15 protein-coding genes are annotated in these 16181 nt (G+C 74.4%); 8 read left to right on the plus strand and 7 right to left on the minus strand.

Annotation, left to right across the window (positions count from 1 at the left end; genetic code table 11):
• Positions 1-3 precede the first annotated feature (3 nt).
• Positions 4-747, minus strand: a complete 744-nt coding sequence (locus ACQUQD_RS19820) for a cobalt-precorrin-6A reductase (protein ID WP_428953454.1) — start codon at positions 745-747, stop codon at positions 4-6.
• 11 nt (positions 748-758) lie between these two features.
• Between ACQUQD_RS19820 and ACQUQD_RS19825 the strand changes: the two genes are divergently transcribed.
• Complete coding sequence (locus tag ACQUQD_RS19825; protein ID WP_428953455.1) at positions 759-1898, plus strand: cobalt-precorrin-5B (C(1))-methyltransferase; 1140 nt, start codon at positions 759-761, stop codon at positions 1896-1898.
• A 31-nt stretch (positions 1899-1929) separates the two neighbouring features.
• Here ACQUQD_RS19825 and cobM read toward each other — a convergent pair whose 3' ends face one another.
• Together cobM and cbiE are read right to left on the minus strand one after the other, a co-directional pair.
• On the minus strand, positions 1930-2679 hold the full coding sequence (gene cobM, locus ACQUQD_RS19830) for a precorrin-4 C(11)-methyltransferase (protein WP_428953456.1): 750 nt from the start codon (positions 2677-2679) through the stop codon (positions 1930-1932).
• Positions 2676-3935 (minus strand): precorrin-6y C5,15-methyltransferase (decarboxylating) subunit CbiE, encoded by a 1260-nt coding sequence (gene cbiE, locus ACQUQD_RS19835; protein ID WP_428953457.1) that lies wholly within the window; start codon positions 3933-3935, stop codon positions 2676-2678. Before cbiE ends, cobM begins: the two co-directional genes overlap by 4 nt.
• A 96-nt stretch (positions 3936-4031) precedes the next feature.
• Between cbiE and ACQUQD_RS19840 the strand changes: the two genes are divergently transcribed.
• Both ACQUQD_RS19840 and ACQUQD_RS19845 read left to right on the plus strand, forming a co-directional pair.
• Complete coding sequence (locus ACQUQD_RS19840; RefSeq protein WP_428953458.1) at positions 4032-4442, plus strand: bleomycin resistance protein; 411 nt, start codon at positions 4032-4034, stop codon at positions 4440-4442.
• 96 nt (positions 4443-4538) lie between these two features.
• The gene (locus ACQUQD_RS19845) at positions 4539-6389 is read left to right on the plus strand and encodes a DUF6049 family protein (RefSeq protein ID WP_428953459.1); all 1851 of its coding nucleotides are present in this window, start codon (positions 4539-4541) and stop codon (positions 6387-6389) included.
• Positions 6390-6416: 27 nt separating this feature from the next.
• Here ACQUQD_RS19845 and ACQUQD_RS19850 read toward each other — a convergent pair whose 3' ends face one another.
• The 3 genes from ACQUQD_RS19850 to ACQUQD_RS19860 form a co-directional block, all read right to left on the minus strand.
• Positions 6417-6857 (minus strand): hypothetical protein, encoded by a 441-nt coding sequence (locus tag ACQUQD_RS19850; protein ID WP_428953460.1) that lies wholly within the window; start codon positions 6855-6857, stop codon positions 6417-6419.
• A 131-nt stretch (positions 6858-6988) separates the two neighbouring features.
• On the minus strand, positions 6989-7951 hold the full coding sequence (locus tag ACQUQD_RS19855; protein WP_428953461.1) for a S8 family peptidase: 963 nt from the start codon (positions 7949-7951) through the stop codon (positions 6989-6991).
• Between the two features lie 103 nt (positions 7952-8054).
• Positions 8055-8984, minus strand: a complete 930-nt coding sequence (locus tag ACQUQD_RS19860; RefSeq protein ID WP_428953462.1) for a LysR family transcriptional regulator — start codon at positions 8982-8984, stop codon at positions 8055-8057.
• An 83-nt stretch (positions 8985-9067) separates the two neighbouring features.
• Between ACQUQD_RS19860 and ACQUQD_RS19865 the strand changes: the two genes are divergently transcribed.
• Complete coding sequence (locus tag ACQUQD_RS19865; RefSeq protein WP_428953463.1) at positions 9068-10291, plus strand: MFS transporter; 1224 nt, start codon at positions 9068-9070, stop codon at positions 10289-10291.
• Positions 10292-10360: 69 nt separating this feature from the next.
• Positions 10361-11167, plus strand: a complete 807-nt coding sequence (locus tag ACQUQD_RS19870) for a DUF4389 domain-containing protein (protein WP_428953464.1) — start codon at positions 10361-10363, stop codon at positions 11165-11167.
• A 181-nt stretch (positions 11168-11348) separates the two neighbouring features.
• Here the strand turns inward: ACQUQD_RS19870 and ACQUQD_RS19875 are convergent, their stop codons facing one another.
• Positions 11349-13289, minus strand: a complete 1941-nt coding sequence (locus tag ACQUQD_RS19875; protein WP_428953465.1) for a hypothetical protein — start codon at positions 13287-13289, stop codon at positions 11349-11351.
• A gap of 162 nt (positions 13290-13451) precedes the next feature.
• On the opposite strand from ACQUQD_RS19875, the gene ACQUQD_RS19880 reads away from it, so the two are divergent.
• The 3 genes from ACQUQD_RS19880 (at position 13452) to ACQUQD_RS19890 (ending at position 16169) form a co-directional block, all read left to right on the plus strand.
• Positions 13452-14498, plus strand: coding sequence for an Lrp/AsnC family transcriptional regulator (locus tag ACQUQD_RS19880; protein ID WP_428953466.1), 1047 nt, complete (start codon positions 13452-13454; stop codon positions 14496-14498).
• An 85-nt stretch (positions 14499-14583) separates the two neighbouring features.
• The gene (locus ACQUQD_RS19885) at positions 14584-15357 is read left to right on the plus strand and encodes a ParA family protein (protein ID WP_428953467.1); all 774 of its coding nucleotides are present in this window, start codon (positions 14584-14586) and stop codon (positions 15355-15357) included.
• Positions 15357-16169 carry a ParB/RepB/Spo0J family partition protein gene (locus tag ACQUQD_RS19890; protein ID WP_428953468.1) on the plus strand — a complete coding sequence of 271 codons (813 nt, stop codon included), beginning with the start codon at positions 15357-15359 and terminating at the stop codon, positions 16167-16169. The genes ACQUQD_RS19885 and ACQUQD_RS19890 overlap by 1 nt, the downstream gene beginning before the upstream one ends.
• Positions 16170-16181: the final 12 nt, after the last annotated feature.

Below are 16181 nucleotides of genomic sequence, written 5' to 3' on the forward strand. Positions count from 1 at the left end.
GGGTCACGTCCCGCTGAGGGCGGCGGCCCACTCGGCCGCCGCCTCCGCCGTCGCCGCCACCGCCACGCCCTGCGGCACCGGAGGGCGGCGCACGACGATCACCGGGATGCCCGCCTCCCGGGCCGCCGTCAGCTTGGGGGCGGTCGCCGCGCCGCCGCTGTCCTTGGTGACCAGGACGTCGATGCGGTGCCGGGCGAGGACCTCGCGTTCCCCGTCGAGGGTGAACGGGCCCCGGTCGAGGAGGACGTCCATGTGCGGGGGACACGGCGGTTCGGGGGCGTCGACGGAGCGGACGAGGAAGTGGGCGTCGTCGATGTGGGCGAACGCCGCGAGACCCATCCGGCCCGTGGTGAGGAAGACCCGTCGGCCCGCTCCCCGTACGGCCTCGGCCGCCTCGGCCAGCGAGCCGGCCTCCCGCCAGTCGTCGCCCTCGCCCGGGACCCAGCCGGGCCGGCGCAGCGCCAGCAGGGGAACATGGGCGGTGGCGGCCGCCTCGGCCGCGTGGAAACTGATCGTCCCGGCGAACGGATGGGTGGCGTCGATGACCGCGTCGACCGCGTGCGCGCGCAGCCACTCCGTCATGCCCGCCACCCCGCCGAACCCGCCGATCCGCACCTCGCCGGGCGGCAGCCGCGGCGCGGCGACCCGGCCCGCGAGGGAGCTGGTCACGCGCAGCCGCGGCCGCGCGTGCAGGGTCTCGGCCAGCCGCCGGGCCTCGGTCGTTCCGCCGAGGACGAGTACATGCATCGGGGAACTCCATGGACGAATCGGCTGAGGCGAAGGGCGGGCGCGGAGCCCAACTCAAGCACACGGGTCTGCGGCCCGGCTGGACGACCGGGGCCTGTGCGACCGCCGCGACCACCGCCGCGTACACCGCGCTGCTGAGCGGGGAGTTTCCCGACCCGGTCACCATCACGCTGCCGAAGGGGCAGACCCCGGCGTTCGCGCTGGCCGCCGAGGAGCTGACGGCGTCGTCCGCGACGGCCGGGGTGGTGAAGGACGCCGGTGACGACCCCGACGTCACGCACGGCGCCCTCGTCCGCGCGACCGTGCGGCTGCTGCCCGCGGGGTCCGGGGTCGTCTTCCGGGCCGGGCCCGGCGTCGGCACCGTCACCCGGCCCGGGCTGCCGCTCGACGTCGGGGAGCCCGCGATCAATCCGGTGCCGCGGCAGATGATCCGGGAGCACGTGGCGCGGGTGGCGGCCGCGTGCGGGGGCCACGGCGACGTGGAGGTCACCGTCTCCATCGACCACGGCGAGGAGATCGCCCGCTCCACCTGGAACCCGCGCCTCGGCATCCTCGGCGGCCTCTCCGTCCTCGGCACCACGGGCATCGTCGTGCCGTACTCGTGCTCGGCGTGGATCGACTCGATCCGGCGCGGCGTGGACGTGGCGCGGGCGGCGGGCCGGACCCATGTCGCCGGGTGCACGGGGTCCACCTCGGAGAAGACGGTCGTACGCGAATACGCGCTGCCCGAGGACGCGTTGCTGGACATGGGCGACTTCGCGGGGGCCGTCCTGAAGTACATCCGGCGCCACCCGGTGGACCGGCTGACGATCTGCGGCGGCTTCGCGAAGCTGTCGAAGCTGGCGGCGGGCCATCTCGACCTGCACTCCGGGCGTTCCCAGGTGGACAAGGGGTTCCTCGCGGAGCTGGCCGTGAAGGGCGGCGCGGGCCCGGACCTCGCGGCCGAGGTCGCCGCCGCCAACACTGGCCTGGCCGCGCTCCAGCTGTGCGCGGCGGCGAACGTCCCCCTCGGCGACCTGGTCGCCACGGAGGCCAGGGACCAGTCCCTGCTCGTGCTCCGCGGGGCCCCGGTGACGGTCGACGTCATCTGCATCGACCGGGCCGGAACGGTAGTGGGCAGATCAGCCCGGTCAAGCCCCTCCGGCGCTTGAGGAGCGGGGCGCGGGGCAGCGCCCCGTGGGCTCAGCAGACGTGCCGGTCGCGCTCCACCGAGTACAGATGACTGTCCCGGAACTGCGAAGCCCCCAGCGTCCGCCCCACCAGAATCACCGCCGTCCGCAACACCCCCGCCGACTTCACCTGATCGGCGATGTCCCCGAGCGTCCCGCGCAGCACCAGCTCGTCCGGCCGACTCGCATACGCCACGACCGCCGCGGGACAGTCCGCGCCGTAGTGCGGGAGCAGCTCCGAGACGATCCGGTCGACGTAGCGCGCGCCCAGGTGCAGGACGAGCAGCGCCCCGCTAGCCCCGAGCGTGGCCAGGTCCTCGCCGGCCGGCATCGGCGTGGCCTGCTGCGCGATGCGGGTCAGGATGACGGTCTGTCCGACGGTCGGCACCGTCAGCTCCCGCTTCAGCGCCGCGGCCGCCGCCGCGAACGCCGGGACACCGGGCACCACTTCGTACGGGATGCCGCGGGCGTCGAGGCGCCGCATCTGTTCCGCGACCGCGCTGAAGACGGACGGGTCGCCGGAGTGCAGCCGGGCCACGTCCTGCCCGGCCTCGTGCGCGGCGGCGAACTCCGCCTCGATGGCGTCGAGATCGAGGTTCGCCGTGTCGACGAGCCGCGCGTCCGGCGGGCACTCTGCGAGGAGTTCGCGGGGCACGAGGGAGCCCGCGTACAGGCACACCCCGCATGCCGCGAGGGTGCGCGCGCCGCGCAGCGTGATCAGGTCGGCGGCGCCCGGGCCCGCCCCGATGAAGTAGACGGTCATCGTTCCTCAGCCCCTGCTTTCGTTACCGACCATTGCGTGACCGGCATCGCCTGCCGCCACCCGGTGAAGCCGCCGACCGGCACGGCGTGCGCGACGGACAGTTTCACCAGCTCACCGCCGTGCCGCCGGTACCGGTCGGCGAGCAGTGCTTCCGATTCCAGCGTCACCGTGTTCGCCACCAGGCGGCCGCCGGGCGGCAGCGCCGCCCAGCACGCCTCCAGCAGGCCGGGCACGGTCAGCCCGCCGCCGATGAACACCGCGTCCGGGGCGGGGAGTTGGGCCAGCGCGTCCGGTGCCGGTCCCGTCACGACCCGGAGCTGCGGTACGCCGAGACGGGCCGCGTTCCGCCCGATCCGCTCGGCCCGCGCGGGGTCGCGCTCGACGGCGTACGCCCGGCACGACGGATGCGTGCGCAGCCACTCGACGCCGATGGAGCCGGAGCCGCCGCCCACGTCCCACAGCAGTTCGCCGGGGGCGGGCGCGAGCGCGGCGAGCGTCGCGGCGCGCACGTGCCGCTTGGTGAGCTGCCCGTCGTGCTCGTACGCGGCATCCGGCAGGCCCGGCGCCGCGCCCAGGCGGAGCGCGTCCGGGGCGCGGCGGCACTCGACGGCGATCACGTTCAGCGGGTCGCCGGGCGCGTGGTCCCAGCCGGCCGCCGTGCCGGAGTACGCGGTCTCGGCGCCGGCGCCGAGCTGTTCCAGGACCGTCAGCCGGCTGGGCCCGAACCCGCGGTCCGTCAGCAGCGCCGCCACCTCGGCCGGGGTGTTTGCCCCCGCCGACAGGACCAGCACCCGGCGCCCGTCGTGCAGCACGGCGGCGAGCCGGTCCGCGGGACGGCCGACCAGGGTGACGACCTCGGTCTCCTCGACGGGCCAGCCGAGCCGGGCGCAGGCGTGGGAGACGGAGGAGGGGTGCGGCAGGACCCGTACCGCGGCGGCGCCCGCGATCTCGGTCAGCGTCCGGCCGATCCCGTAGAACATCGGGTCCCCGCTGGCCAGGACGGCGAGGCGGCGTCCGGCGTACCGGTCGAGCAGGCCGGGCACGGCGGGCCGCAGCGGTGACGGCCAGGGGATCCGCTCCCCGGCGCACTCGGCGGGCAGCAGCGCGAGCTGGCGCGGGCCGCCGACGACGGCCTCGGCGTCGCGCAGCGCGGCGCGGGAGGTGTCCGGCAGTCCGGGCCACCCGTCGGCCCCGATCCCGACAACGGTCACGACGGGTGGGGCGGGAGTCACGGGAGTCACTGCCTGGTACCTCATACGTGGTGCGTCATGCTCGGGAGGGTTACGTGAAGTTACGGGAGCCGCACTCTATCGGGCGACATCGGCTCCCCCTCCGACGCCCCTGGAGCGCCGATGTCCCGCACCGTTCTCACCGGCCGCCTCGCCCCGATCATGCCGAGCCGCGACCTGCCGTCGACGATCGCCTTCTACGCGGCTCTCGGCTTCACCGCCGACGCCCACTACCCCGACGACGGCTATCTGATCCTCGTCCGCGACGAGGCCGAACTGCATTTCTTCCACGCCCCCGACACCGACCCGCTGAGCACCGCGCACGCCGTGTACCTGCGGCTCGACGGCGGCGCGCACGTCGTGGACGCGCTGCACGAGGAGTGGCGGGGCACGGGTGTGAGCGAGGACCCGTACGCGACGCCGCGCCTCGTGGAGCCCGACGACACGGTGTACGGGATGCGGGAGTTCGCGCTCGTCGACGCCGACGGGAATCTGCTCAGGATCGGCGCCGTGCTGGAGGCGACGGAGGGCTGACGCCGACGCGCCGCCCGGCGGCGCGGTCCCCGGAGCGGCCACCTCCACGGTGTTACCTCAGGGGCGGGTGACCGCGAGCGGGAGGTACGGGACGACATGACGAGATACGGGGCGGCGCGGGCCTGGGTCGTGTCCGCCGTGGTGCTCGGGGCGTCGGCCCTGCCGGGCACGCAGGCGCGGGCGGCGGACGACGCCCCCGTGCACGCGGCGGTCGTCTGGCCGGTCATGGCGACCCCGCACATGACGGCGGCGGCGCTCGGCTCGGGTCCGGACGCGAAGGCGGTGTTCGACGACGACGCGCTGGCCGAGCTGTTCGCGGCGGGCGGGCGGCTGCGGGAGGTCGTCGACGCGGGCAGGGAACGCGAGGTCAGCTGGGTCCTCGACCCGGACCTGGTGCTCGCCGCGCAGGCGATGGCGAACGGCTACCGCGTCGCGGGCAGCGACGGCTCCAGCAATCCGCAGAACAGCACGCCGGGCACCGGGCAGAGCGCCGCGCGGTCCTGGCTGGCCGCGCTCAAGGACGCGGTGAAGGGGCGCGACGTGTGGCTGCTGCCGTACGCGGACGCGGACCTGGCCTCGCTGGCGCACCACCCGGGCACCGACACCGACGATCTGACGGAGGTCGTGGCGGGGCTCGCGGACGACGCGAAGGAGCGGGTCGACCGGATCCTCGGCACCGGCACCCGGCCCGGCCTCGGCTGGCCGGCGGACGGCGCGCTGGACACCTCGGTCACCCGGCTGGGGACGAAGGTGGGGGTGACCCGGGTGCTCGCCTCCGGGGAGGGCCTGACCCCGGCGGGCCCGGACCCGGTGACGCTCGGCACCGACGCCGACGCCGACGCCGACGCCGACGACACAGACGACGCCGACGACGCGGGCCAGGTCACGGCGCTGCCCTACGACACGGATCTCACGTCGGCGCTGTCCCGCATCAAGGACCCGGACCCGGACGCCTCCCCGTCCCCGTCGGCCTCCGTGTCCCCCTCCGCCGCTGCGTCCCCGTCGGGTACGGCGTCCGCCACGCCGAGCCCCTCGGCGTCCGCGAGCGGCGACTTCGAGGACGGCCCCGACGCGCCCGACCCGGCGGCGGTCACCCGCGTCGCCGCGCTCCTCAAGGCGAACGACCGCCCCGTCCTCGTACCGCCCCGCGATCTGTCCGGCACGGCGGCGAACACGCTCGGCGCGGCCCTCGACTCCGGCACCGACGAGGGCTGGCTGGACCTGGAGGGCATCCGCACCGCCGACAACGACCCGGTGAAGGGCCGGGCGGCGGACAGCGCCTCGTACCCCTCGAAGGTGCGCGGCAGCGAACTCACCGCGGCCCAACTGACCGATGTGGCAAGCGACTTGGACGGTCTGGCCACCCTGGCGAAGGTGCTCGCCGATCCGAAGGCGACCACGGCGTCGGTGCACGCGGCCATGGCCCGGGCCCTGTCGACGGCCTGGCGTGCGGCGGACGACGACGCGCAGCAGGCCTTCCAGCAGCGCACGTCCGGTTTCCTGTCGACGTCGGTGGCTTCGCTGCGCCTCGTCCCGAAGACCACCGTCACCGTCACCTCCGGCGACGCGACGATCCCGGTGACGCTCGACAACGGGCTGCAGCAGCCGGTGTCCGGACTCGAACTGCGGATCTCCTCCAGTGACGCGGAGCGGTTGAAGGTCAACGACCCGAAGCTGTCCGTGGAGGCCGCGGGATCCGCGAACCACACCTCCCCCATCGGCGTCACCGCGCGGGCCAACGGCCGGGCGCGGCTCACCGCGCAGCTCTACACGACGGCCGACGGGAAGCCGTGGGGCGACCCGATGACGTTCGACGTCGACGTCACGTCGGTGTCGACGGGCGCGATCGCCGTGGTCGCGGCGGGGGTCGGCCTGATCGTGCTGGCGGCGGCGTTCCGCATGCACCAGGTACGCAGGCGCCGGGGGCAGCAGCCCCCGGCGGAGTAGACGCGGAACGGACCTCACAGGGAGGCCTCAGGCGGCCGCGGTGGTGCGGCGCAGCGTCCGCAGGATCACCCACTGGTCGCCCCAGGCCATCGCCGTGCCGAGCGCGGCCATCAGGATGCCGACGGCCAGGCTGCCGGTGGCCGCGCCGAGCGCGAGGCCGAGGGCCCCGAGTCCGGCCCGCACCGCGAAGCGGACGCCGACCAGGCCGAGGGCGAGGAAGCGGGTGCGCTTGTTCTTCCACAGGGCCTTCATCAGCCGCATCCGGGTGCGCAGCACGGTCAGGGTCAGGGCGAGGTTGGCGGTCAGCACGATCGGGACGACCCAGTAGACGGCCGGGTAGGCGCGGGCGACGTCGAAGACTCCGGCGAGGCAGCCCATGATCGGGAAGTACCAGGCGGGCAGCCCCTTGAAGTCCGTGCCCCGCACGACCTGCCGCGCCTGCTCCGCCGTCACCTTGTCCGCGCCCATGATGTCCGTCCCCCGGTGGTGTCCGTGCTCCGTTTCCGACACCACTGAGCTTCGCGGAGAGGCACCCCCGCCCGGCAGAGCGAGGCGTCCCGACCCTGCCGGTACAAATGTCACCGCGCCCGACGCGGCCCCTACGAGCCCTTCTTCTTGACGGCGGCCTGCGCGTCGACGATGCCGAGGCCCAGCTTGGCGAGCTTGTCCGGGTTGCTCGCGGTGTCGCGGATCGTGGCGATGATGTCGTCCGGTTCCAGGCCCTGTTGGTGCAGCAGGGCGGCGACCGCGGCGACGTAGGGCGAGGCCATCGACGTACCGGACAGGTCCCCGTAGCCCGAGGTGTTCTTCAGGCTCTCCTTCGTCCGGTACGTGGGGAGGGTGGAGAGGATGTCGACGCCGGGGGCCGAAACGCCCTGCTCCGCGCCGAAGTTGGAGAAGTCGGCGGGCTTGCCGTTCTGGTCGGCGGCGCCGACGACGAGCACCGGGGTGTCGACCTTGTACGGCTGGGTGGCCTTGCCGTCGTTGCCGGCCGCGGCGACCACGACGGCGCCCTTGTCGTGGGCGTGCTCGATGGCCTGGTTGAGGATGCCGCCCTGGAGCAGGTTCGACATCAACGGGCCTTCGCCGAGGGAGAGGTTGATGACGTCGGCGCCGTGGTCGGCCGCCCACACGATGCCCTTGGTGATGTTCGCGTTGGAGCCGGAGCCGTCCGCGCCGAGCACCCGCACGGGCATGATCTTGGCGCCGGGGGCGCCGCCCGCGATGCCGATGCCGTTGTCGGTGTGGGCGGCGGCGATGCCGGACACGTGCGTGCCGTGGCCGTTCATGTCCTTCGGCTCGTCGTCGTTGTCGACGAAGTCGTACCCGTCGGCCAGGCGGCCCTTCAGATCCGGATGGTCGAGGTCGGCGCCGGAGTCGACGACGGCGATGACCGTGTCGTCACCCTGGGACGTCTTCCAGGCGTCCGGCAGCTTCAACGCGTCGAGCGCCCATTGGTCGCCGCGTTTCGGATCGGGCTTGCTGTCGTCGCCCCCGCAAGCGGTGGCGGCGAGCAGGAGCACGGCTGCGAGGCAGTAGGCGAGAGGAGTCCGGGTACGCATGATTCGAGCGTGCGCGCGGTTCGGGTGTCACGCATGTGGGCGGCGGCCGTACGAGGGCCCGAATCCAGCCCCTCCGGCGGTTGAGGAGCGGAGCCCCGTGGCCTCAGGCCCAGGCGGGCAGCCACCGCTCGTCCGGGCCGAGGCCCTGATAACCGGCCGCGAGATGACGGAGCAGCGCCTCCAGCCCAGGATGCGCATTGTCGTCCCGCCACACCAGGGAGTGCGGATACACCGGCATCGGATCCCGCACAGGAATGGTGCGAAGATCCAGCCCGGCCGGATACGCGAGCGGGGTCCGCGGCCCCATGAACGTGGCGACGTCCGCCGAGTCCGCCACAGCCTGCAACAAGTGATCCGTCCCGAAGTTGGGCCCGGCCGCGTCGATGTCGAGCCCGAACTCCTCCGCGAACTCCGCGTAGTACGCGGCCCATTCGGTCCCCTCGGTGAGACTCGGCATCCAGATCCGGTGCCCGACGAGATCGGCCGGGGTCACGGCGTCCGCGTCCGCGAGCGGATGGCCGGGGCCGGTCACGAGCACCAGCGGCTCGTCCGCGACGCGCGTGCTGCGCACCCCGGGCGGCAGCCGGTCCGCGGGGACGCGGCACGCCCAGAACCCGGCGTCGATGCTCCCGTCGCGGACGGCGGCGAGCACGGCCTTCCCGGCGGCGCCGAGGGCCACCACGTCGAGCGGCAGGCCGGGGTGGGCCCGGTGGAAGTCCTGGATGAGCCCGGCGGTCATGGCGCGGGTGCCCATCACGTCGACGCGCAGCGGCCTGCGCCCCGGCCGTACCGACGCGGCCGCCTTGTCCAGGGCCCGCAGCACGGCCTTGGCGTGCGGCAGGAACGCCTGGCCGTCCAGGGTGAGCCGGGCCCCGCGGGGCACCCGCGTGAACAGCCGCACGCCCAGCTCCCGCTCCAGCGCGGCGACACGCTTGGAGACGGCCTGCTGGCTGATGCCGAGTTCCTCCGCGGCGACCTGGAACTGGCCCTCGTCGGCGACGGCGACAAACGTGCGTACGGCTTCGAGATCCACCTCGCCATACAACCACGGGTTGTACGACGGGGGGCGTCCGGTTGTTTGATCGGACACCGCCCGCACCGCTTGGATCGCAGGTCATGACGGAGATGAGGCTCGGCCGGGACTTCGGGTGGCTGTGGGCGGCGTTCGCGGTGAGCACGGCGGGCAGCTGGCTGGCCCTCGACGCGTTCTCGCTGATCGCGGTGCTCGTCCTGCACAGCGGCACCGCCCAGGTGTCGTTCCTGGCGGCGGCCGGGCTCGCGGCCGGGGCGCTGCTCGCGGTGCCGCTCGGCCCGTGGGTGGAGTTCCGCCGCAAGCGCCCCGCGATGATCGGGGCGGACCTGGTGCGGTGCGCGGCGCTGCTCACGCTGCCGCTCGCGTACGTCCTGGACGTCCTCGGCTTCACGCAGCTGGTGCTGGTCTCGGTGGTCGTCGCGACGGCCGACATCGTCTTCCGGGCGGCGAGCGGCGCGCACCTCAAGGCGCTGGTCCCGGCCGACGGGCTGCTGGTGGCGAGCGCCCGGTTCGAGACGACGATGTGGACGGCCACGGCGCTCGGGCCGCCGCTCGGCGGCGCCGCGATCGGGGCGTTCGGGCCGCTGACCACGGTCGTCGGCGACGCGCTGAGCTACGTCCTGTCCGCGCTCGGCGTCCACGCGATCCGCACCCCCGAGCCGGTCCCCTCCGGGGGCGGCGGGAAGCGGTTCGGCCGGGCGGACGTGGTGGAGGGCTGGCGGTACGTGTGGCGGCATCCGGATCTGCGCGGGCTGTTCCTGAACACGGCCCTGGTGAACGCCCTGATCATGGTCGGCGCCCCGCTGATGGCCGTCCTCATGCTCCGTGAACTCGGCTTCCCCGTATGGCAGTACAGCCTCGCGTTCAGCGTGCCGTGCCTCGGCGGGCTCGTCGGATCGCGGCTCGCGCCCCGCCTGGTGAAGCGGTACGGGGCGGCGCGCGTGCTGCGGGTCAGCGGGGTGGCGCGGGCGTGCTGGCCGGTCGGGCTGGCGTTCACGGGACCGGGGTTCGGCGGGCTGGTCGTGGTGATGCTGGTCGAGCTCGGCCTCATCACGTGCTGCGGCGTCTTCAACCCGGTCATGGCGAAGGAACGCCTCCAGCGCACCGAGTCGGACCGGGTGGCCCGCGTCCTGTCCGCCTGGACCATCACCGGCAGCACGGTGACCGCGACGCTGACCCTGGCGTGGGGCGGCCTCGCGGCGGCGATCGGCACGCGCGAGGCGCTGGCCGCCGCGGGTGTGCTGTTGCTGGGTACGCCGTTCCTGCTGCCCCGGGTGACGAAGTCCGCCGCGCCGCGCCCCGCTTGAACGCGTCGGAGGCCACCTGAACGGCCGCCAGCGGATGCCGTGACCTGCGACGCTGGGCAGAGTTGCGGCATGGCCGCCTCCCCCCGCTACGGCGCCGTTCCCTTGGTCCCCGGCGCCGAGACCCTCCCTGAACTCGACATCCCGCCGCCCGGCCGGCAGAACCGCTTCACGGTGCTGCTGCGCCTGCTGCTGCTCGTGCCGCACGCCATCGTGCTGGCCGTGCTGTCCTTCCTCACGTTCTTCGTCGCGGTGGCGGCGTGGTGCGGGGCGCTGCTGCTCGGCCGGGTCCCGGACCCGCTGGAGCGGTGGCTCGCGGGCTATCTCGGCTACGAGACCCGGCTCTCGGCCGCGGCGATGCTCCTGACCGGCCGGTACCCGCCCTTCGAGTTCGGCGGGCCGTCGGGCTATCCGGTGCAGCTGCGGCTCCACTCCTCGGCGCTGAACCGGCTCGCCGTGCTGTTCCGGCTGCTGCTCGTACTGCCCGCGGCGGTGGTGGGCGGGCTCGTGACGGCGGGCTGGTGGGCCGTGTCGTTCCTGTCGTGGCTGGTCGTGCTCGTCCTCGGGCGGATGCCGCAGCCGTTGTTCGAGGCGACGGCGGCGGTGCTGCGGTTCCGGATGCGGGTGTCGGCGTATGTGCTGCTGTTGACGTCCGCGTATCCGAAGCGGTTGTTCGGGGACCAGGGGTCGGCGGACTCGGTGATCGGGACGGTGCGGGGGGCTTCCGCGACCCGGCCGCTGTTCGTGGGCGGGACCGGGAAGGTGCTGGTGGGAGCGTTCCTGGTGCTCGGGCTGTTGGGGTGGGCCGGCAACGCGGTCCGCTACGACCCTGCTCCGGCGGAGGCGGGGGTCGGGTCCGGCTCCGGCCAGGCGCCGTAGGGCTGTCGTGCGCGTCGCCGGGTGCGCGTTCCGTCGTGGCTGGTCGCGCAGTTCCCCGCGCCCCTGAGACGCACGCACTTCGTGCGGCATCTCATCGAGGGAGCAGCGGCGAAGCCGCATGCTCCAGGGGCGCGTGGAACTGCGCGAGAAGCCCCACCGGGCCGCACCCGCAAGCGTCACCTCAAAGCACCCTCACAAGATGCGCCAGCCCCAACCGCCCGCCCTCCTCGTACGCGGCCACCCACCGCCGCCCCGACACGAGCCCCGCCACCGCCCCTTCGCACCGACGCCGCACAGGATCCAGATACGCGGAACCAGAGCCAGAACCAGAGCCAGAACCGGAGCCAGAACCGGAGACCGGGCCCAGCCCATCGACCGCCCCCAGCAATCGCGCCGCCAGAACCCCGTCGCCCCCGACCGCCACCACGTCCGCCAGGAGCATCCCGGCACACACCGCCCCGACCACACTCCCGTACGCCAGATGCGTCCGCAGCGCCGACACCACCAGATACCGCGCGGCCTCCACGTCCCCCTCCCAGCGCAGCACCTCCGCCCGGGCGTACCGCAGCCACGCCTCCGCCCAGCCGTCCCGCATCCGCCCCGGCACGGACCGGCCCGGCAGTGCCGTCTCCAGGGCCGCCTCGGGGTCGGTGCGGACCAGCGCCAGGGCCAGGGACGCCCGGCACAGCGCGGGTCCTGGGCCGAAGTCGGGTACGTCGCCGAGGAGTTCGATGGCCTCGCGGAACTCGGCGGCGGCCGCGTCCGCCCGGCCCTGCCGCAGCGCGACCGCGCCGCGCAGATGCGCGAGCAGCCCGAGGCAGTGGTCGTCGCCCTCGCGTACCGCCGCCGCCCACGCCGTGGCGAGCAGCGGGTCGGCGGCCTCGGGCGCGCCCAGGTCGAGTTCGAGCCAGGCGGCCAGCCAGAGCGCGCGGCCCGGCGGGGCGTCCCGGTGCAGGGCCAGGGCGTGCCGCAGCCGGTCGCGGCCCTCCGCGGTGCGGCCGCACGCGGTCCACAGGAACCACAGGCCGAGCACCACTTCCAGCGCCGTGCCCGACTCGACGTGCGGGGAGAGGGGTGCCGTGGCCGGGTCCATCGCGGTGCGCAGATCGGGGAGTTCGCGCAGCGCGAGGGCCCGCGCCTCGTCCTGGCGGCCGGCGCTCCACCACTCGGCGGCCTGCGCGGCGACCCCGGCGGCCCACCGGCGGTGATGCAGGACCGCGGCCCAGCGCTCACCCAGGACGTCCAACTCCCGTGCACCCACCGCTCGTTGGGGCGGTAACAGGCGGTAGCGGTCGGGGCCGTCGCGGACCAGGAGCTGCGGCGCGAGCCGGTCGAGCAGCCCGAGCACCTCCGTGGCGGGCAGCGAACCCGACCCGCACACCTCCCGTACGGCGTCCCGCCCGAAGCTCCCCTCGAAGACGGCGAGCCGCCGCCACAGCAGCCGCTCGACCCGGGAACAGTTCTCGTACGCCCGCAGGGCCGCGGTCACCTCGGCCTCGTCCACGGGCAGGGCGTGGGGGTCGCCGGTCCGCCCGTCCGCCGCCCAGGCCCGCGCCGCCGCGAGCAGCGGGCCCGGCACCCCGCCGAACCTGCGGCACAGCTCCGCGACCGCCCCGGGGTGCTCGGCCACCACGTCGTCGCCGAGCGCCGCGGCGACCAGTTCCACCGCCGCGTACCGGGCCGCCTCCGGGCCGGCGCAGCCCACGGGCGGCACCGGCAGCGGCGGCAGCGCGACGACGCACTCGCCGCGCAGATGGCGCGGGCGGTCGGCGACGACCAGCACGGTCAGGCCCGGCAGGTCCTGGAGCAGCCCCGCCACGAACGCCGTCCCGGCGCCGCCGAACCGCTCCCAGTCGTCGAGCACGAGCAGCGCCCCCCGCCGCCCGCCGAGCCGGTGCCGCAGCCGCGCGGCGACCCCGTCGAGCAGGTCGGGCTCGTACCCGCGGCCGGACTCCCACACCACCTCGCACGTCAGCTGCGCGGCGGCCTCGCGGGCGAGCCGGGTGCGGCCCACGCCGGGCAGCCCGGTCAGGGACACCAGACGGGCCGTCGCCAGGGCGGTGAGCAGCGCGGCGAGTGCGCGGCTCCGCCCGACGAGATTCCGCATCGTCACATCGCCCACGCTGTCACACCTCATGTCACCGTTCCCCCGGCATTCCGGATTCGGGGCAGGCTTAATGGTCTTGGGCAAGGACGCCCGATTGAATGCATATGCCCCAGGCCCATGTTCGCGCCGCTCGACGCTCCGCCCGGGGGTTACCGGGACAACCACCGAGGAGAGCCGGTGCGCACACGGGAATCCGCCGTTTCCGAGGCCGATCTCGCCCTGATCCATGCACTTCAGCTGGCCCCGCGCGCCAGTTGGGCCCAGCTCTCCGGCGCGCTCGGTCCCTCCGCCGACACCCTCGCCCGGCGCTGGTCCCGGCTGACCCGGGACGGGCACGCCTGGTCGGGGGTGCTGCCCGGGGCGCTGGCCGCGGGCAGCCCGGCGGCGTGCAGCGCGTGGATCCAGGTCGAGTGCGCGGTGGGCAGCATCCCGGACACCGCGGCCCGGCTGGCCGCCGACCCGGTCACGCTGACCGTGCAGCACGTCACCGGGGACGCCGACCTCGTCCTCTACGTGGCGTGCGCCGACCTCACCGCCCTCGACCGCTACCTCACCGGGCGCGTCCACCGCCTGCCCGGCGTGCGGGCCACCCGCACCCACATCATCACGTCGGTGTACCGGGCCGCCACCCAGCCGCCGTTGGGCCAGCTCACACCCCGACAGCAGCGCAGAGTAAGGGAGTTGAACCCGCGCGTGGACCGCGTCCCGCGACCCCTCGCACCGCCCGACACCGCCGACCAGCGGCTGCTGCTCGCCCTCGCCGAGGACGGCCGGCTCGGCGTCGCGGCCCTGGCCAAGCGGTGCGGCGCCAGCGAGTCGACCGTGCGCAGACGCCTCGCCCGCATGGAGTCGGCCGGGGAGCTGCTGGCCCTGACCGAGTCGGCGCCGCGCGTCTCGGGACGGCCGGTCTGGTACCAGATCCGGGCCGACGTACCGCCGGACCTGATCGCGTCGGTGGCGACCGCGGCGGCCCGGATGCGCGAGACCCGGACCGTGACCGCCGTGACCGGCCCGCACAACCTCTTCGTGTGCGGCTGGCTGCGCCGCGTCGAGCAACTCCACGAGTACGCCGAGAAAGTGACCCGGATCGCGCCCGGCCTGCGGATCGCGGACACCGTCCTGTCGCTGCGCGTCCACAAGATCGGCGCGCACACCCTCTCCCCCGAAGGCCTGCGCGAACACTTCGTCCCGCCGGACATCTGGGACATCAACGGCACCGCGTAACGGCGTGTACACCCGGCCCCACGGGCGCCGCGCTGCCACAGTGACCACGAACATCCGCCCCGAACACACCGTTGAGGGAGCATTCGTGGCCCACGTACACGTGATCCTCAATCAGAAAGGCGGCGTGGGAAAGTCCACGCTCGCCGTGAACCTCGCCGCCGTCACCGCCGACGTCCTCGGCGCGGGCAACCAGCACGACGGCGAACGCCCGCCGGTCGTCGCCGTCTCCATCGACCCGCAGGGCTCCGCCGTGTGGTGGTCCGAGCGCGTCGGCGAGGGCCTGCCCTTCGACTTCGTCCAGGCCCACGACGACCTCGCGGGCCTCGCCGCGCTGTCCCGCATCCCGTCCGCGCAGCACGTCTTCGTCGACACCCCGGGCTGGCTCGACCTCGCCGAGGACGACGGCGCCGACCCCCTCGGCAAGGGCGCCGCCGCCGACGCGCTGCGCGCCGTGCTGTCCAACGCCACCGACGTCATCGTCCCCATCGAGCCCGAGCCGCTCGGCTTCCAGCCGACGCAGCGCACGGTCGAGAAGGTCGTGAAGCCGCGCGGCCTGCCGTTCCGCGTCGTCATCAACAACTGGGACCCGCGCGACGGCAAGGCCGACCTGGAGCAGACCCGCGCCTTCGTCGAGGGCCAGGGCTGGCCGCTGGCCCGCACCGTCGTACGCCACTACAAGCTGCACACCCGGGCCAGCGCCGACGGCCTCGTCGTCACCCAGTACGGCGCCAACCGCGTCGCCCTCCAGGCCCGCGAGGACTTCTTCCGGCTCGCCCTGGAAGTGGGGCTCGCCGCGATCCCGAAGCCCGCGCGCAGGAAGAGCACGAAGTCCCGCACGAAGAAGAAGGTGACCAGCTGATGGGGCGCCGCACCGATCTGTCCTCCCTGCTGACCGCGGACGCGGACAAGGCGCCCGTCGCGCGGAAACGGCCCGACACCAAGCCGCTGACCGTCTCGGTCGGCGACCTCGCCGAGAACCCGGACAACCCGCGCCACGAACTGCGCGACCTGGACGGCCTCGCCGAGACGGTCCGCGAGCGCGGCGTGCTCCAGGCCCTCGGCGTGGTCCCGGCCGCCGTGTTCGTCACCGCCCACCCGCACCACAAGGAGGCCGTCGGCACGGCCCCGTACGTCGTGCTGCACGGCCACCGGCGGCTCGCCGCGGCGAAGATGGCGGGCCTCGACGAGGTGCCCGTCCTGGTCCGCGACGACGCCACCCGCTCCGACGAGGACGCGCTCATCGAGAACGTCCAGCGCGACGACCTCACCGAGCTGGAGCAGGCCCAGGCCATCCAGGGCCTGATCACCACGTACGGCTACTCGCAGCGCCAGGTCGCCGCCCGCATCGGCAAGACCCAGGGCTTCGTCTCGCAGCGGCTGTCCCTGATGAAGCTGCGCGAGGACCTCCAGGAGGCCCTCGCCGACGGCCGCGTCTCCGTCGAGGACGCCCGGCGCATCGCCCGACTGCCCCGGGAGGACCAGCAGCTGCCCGGCCAGTACGGGGAACTGCCCGCCGCGGCCGTGCCCCCGGCCCGCAAGGAGAAGCGCGGCCGCGATTACGGCGTAATCAGGATCGACAGCCGGGCCACCCCGGACGAGGTCGTCGAGGCGCTGCGCCGCCATCTCGCCCCCTCCGCGCTCGACCGGGTCCTGGAACTCCTGAGCCGCTGAGCGTCTACGGTT

The organism is Streptomyces sp. cg35 (genome assembly GCF_050410835.1).
Lineage (GTDB): Bacteria > Actinomycetota > Actinomycetes > Streptomycetales > Streptomycetaceae > Streptomyces.

Coding starts and splice junctions, on each gene's coding strand:
- ACQUQD_RS19820 (WP_428953454.1), bottom strand. CDS start 747: ATGCATGTACTCGTCCTCGGCGGAACGACCGAGGCCCGGCGGCTGGCC.
- ACQUQD_RS19825 (WP_428953455.1), top strand. CDS start 759: ATGGACGAATCGGCTGAGGCGAAGGGCGGGCGCGGAGCCCAACTCAAG.
- cobM (WP_428953456.1), bottom strand. CDS start 2,679: ATGACCGTCTACTTCATCGGGGCGGGCCCGGGCGCCGCCGACCTGATC.
- cbiE (WP_428953457.1), bottom strand. CDS start 3,935: ATGAGGTACCAGGCAGTGACTCCCGTGACTCCCGCCCCACCCGTCGTG.
- ACQUQD_RS19840 (WP_428953458.1), top strand. CDS start 4,032: ATGTCCCGCACCGTTCTCACCGGCCGCCTCGCCCCGATCATGCCGAGC.
- ACQUQD_RS19845 (WP_428953459.1), top strand. CDS start 4,539: ATGACGAGATACGGGGCGGCGCGGGCCTGGGTCGTGTCCGCCGTGGTG.
- ACQUQD_RS19850 (WP_428953460.1), bottom strand. CDS start 6,857: ATGGGCGCGGACAAGGTGACGGCGGAGCAGGCGCGGCAGGTCGTGCGG.
- ACQUQD_RS19855 (WP_428953461.1), bottom strand. CDS start 7,951: ATGCGTACCCGGACTCCTCTCGCCTACTGCCTCGCAGCCGTGCTCCTG.
- ACQUQD_RS19865 (WP_428953463.1), top strand. CDS start 9,068: ATGACGGAGATGAGGCTCGGCCGGGACTTCGGGTGGCTGTGGGCGGCG.
- ACQUQD_RS19870 (WP_428953464.1), top strand. CDS start 10,361: ATGGCCGCCTCCCCCCGCTACGGCGCCGTTCCCTTGGTCCCCGGCGCC.
- ACQUQD_RS19890 (WP_428953468.1), top strand. CDS start 15,357: ATGGGGCGCCGCACCGATCTGTCCTCCCTGCTGACCGCGGACGCGGAC.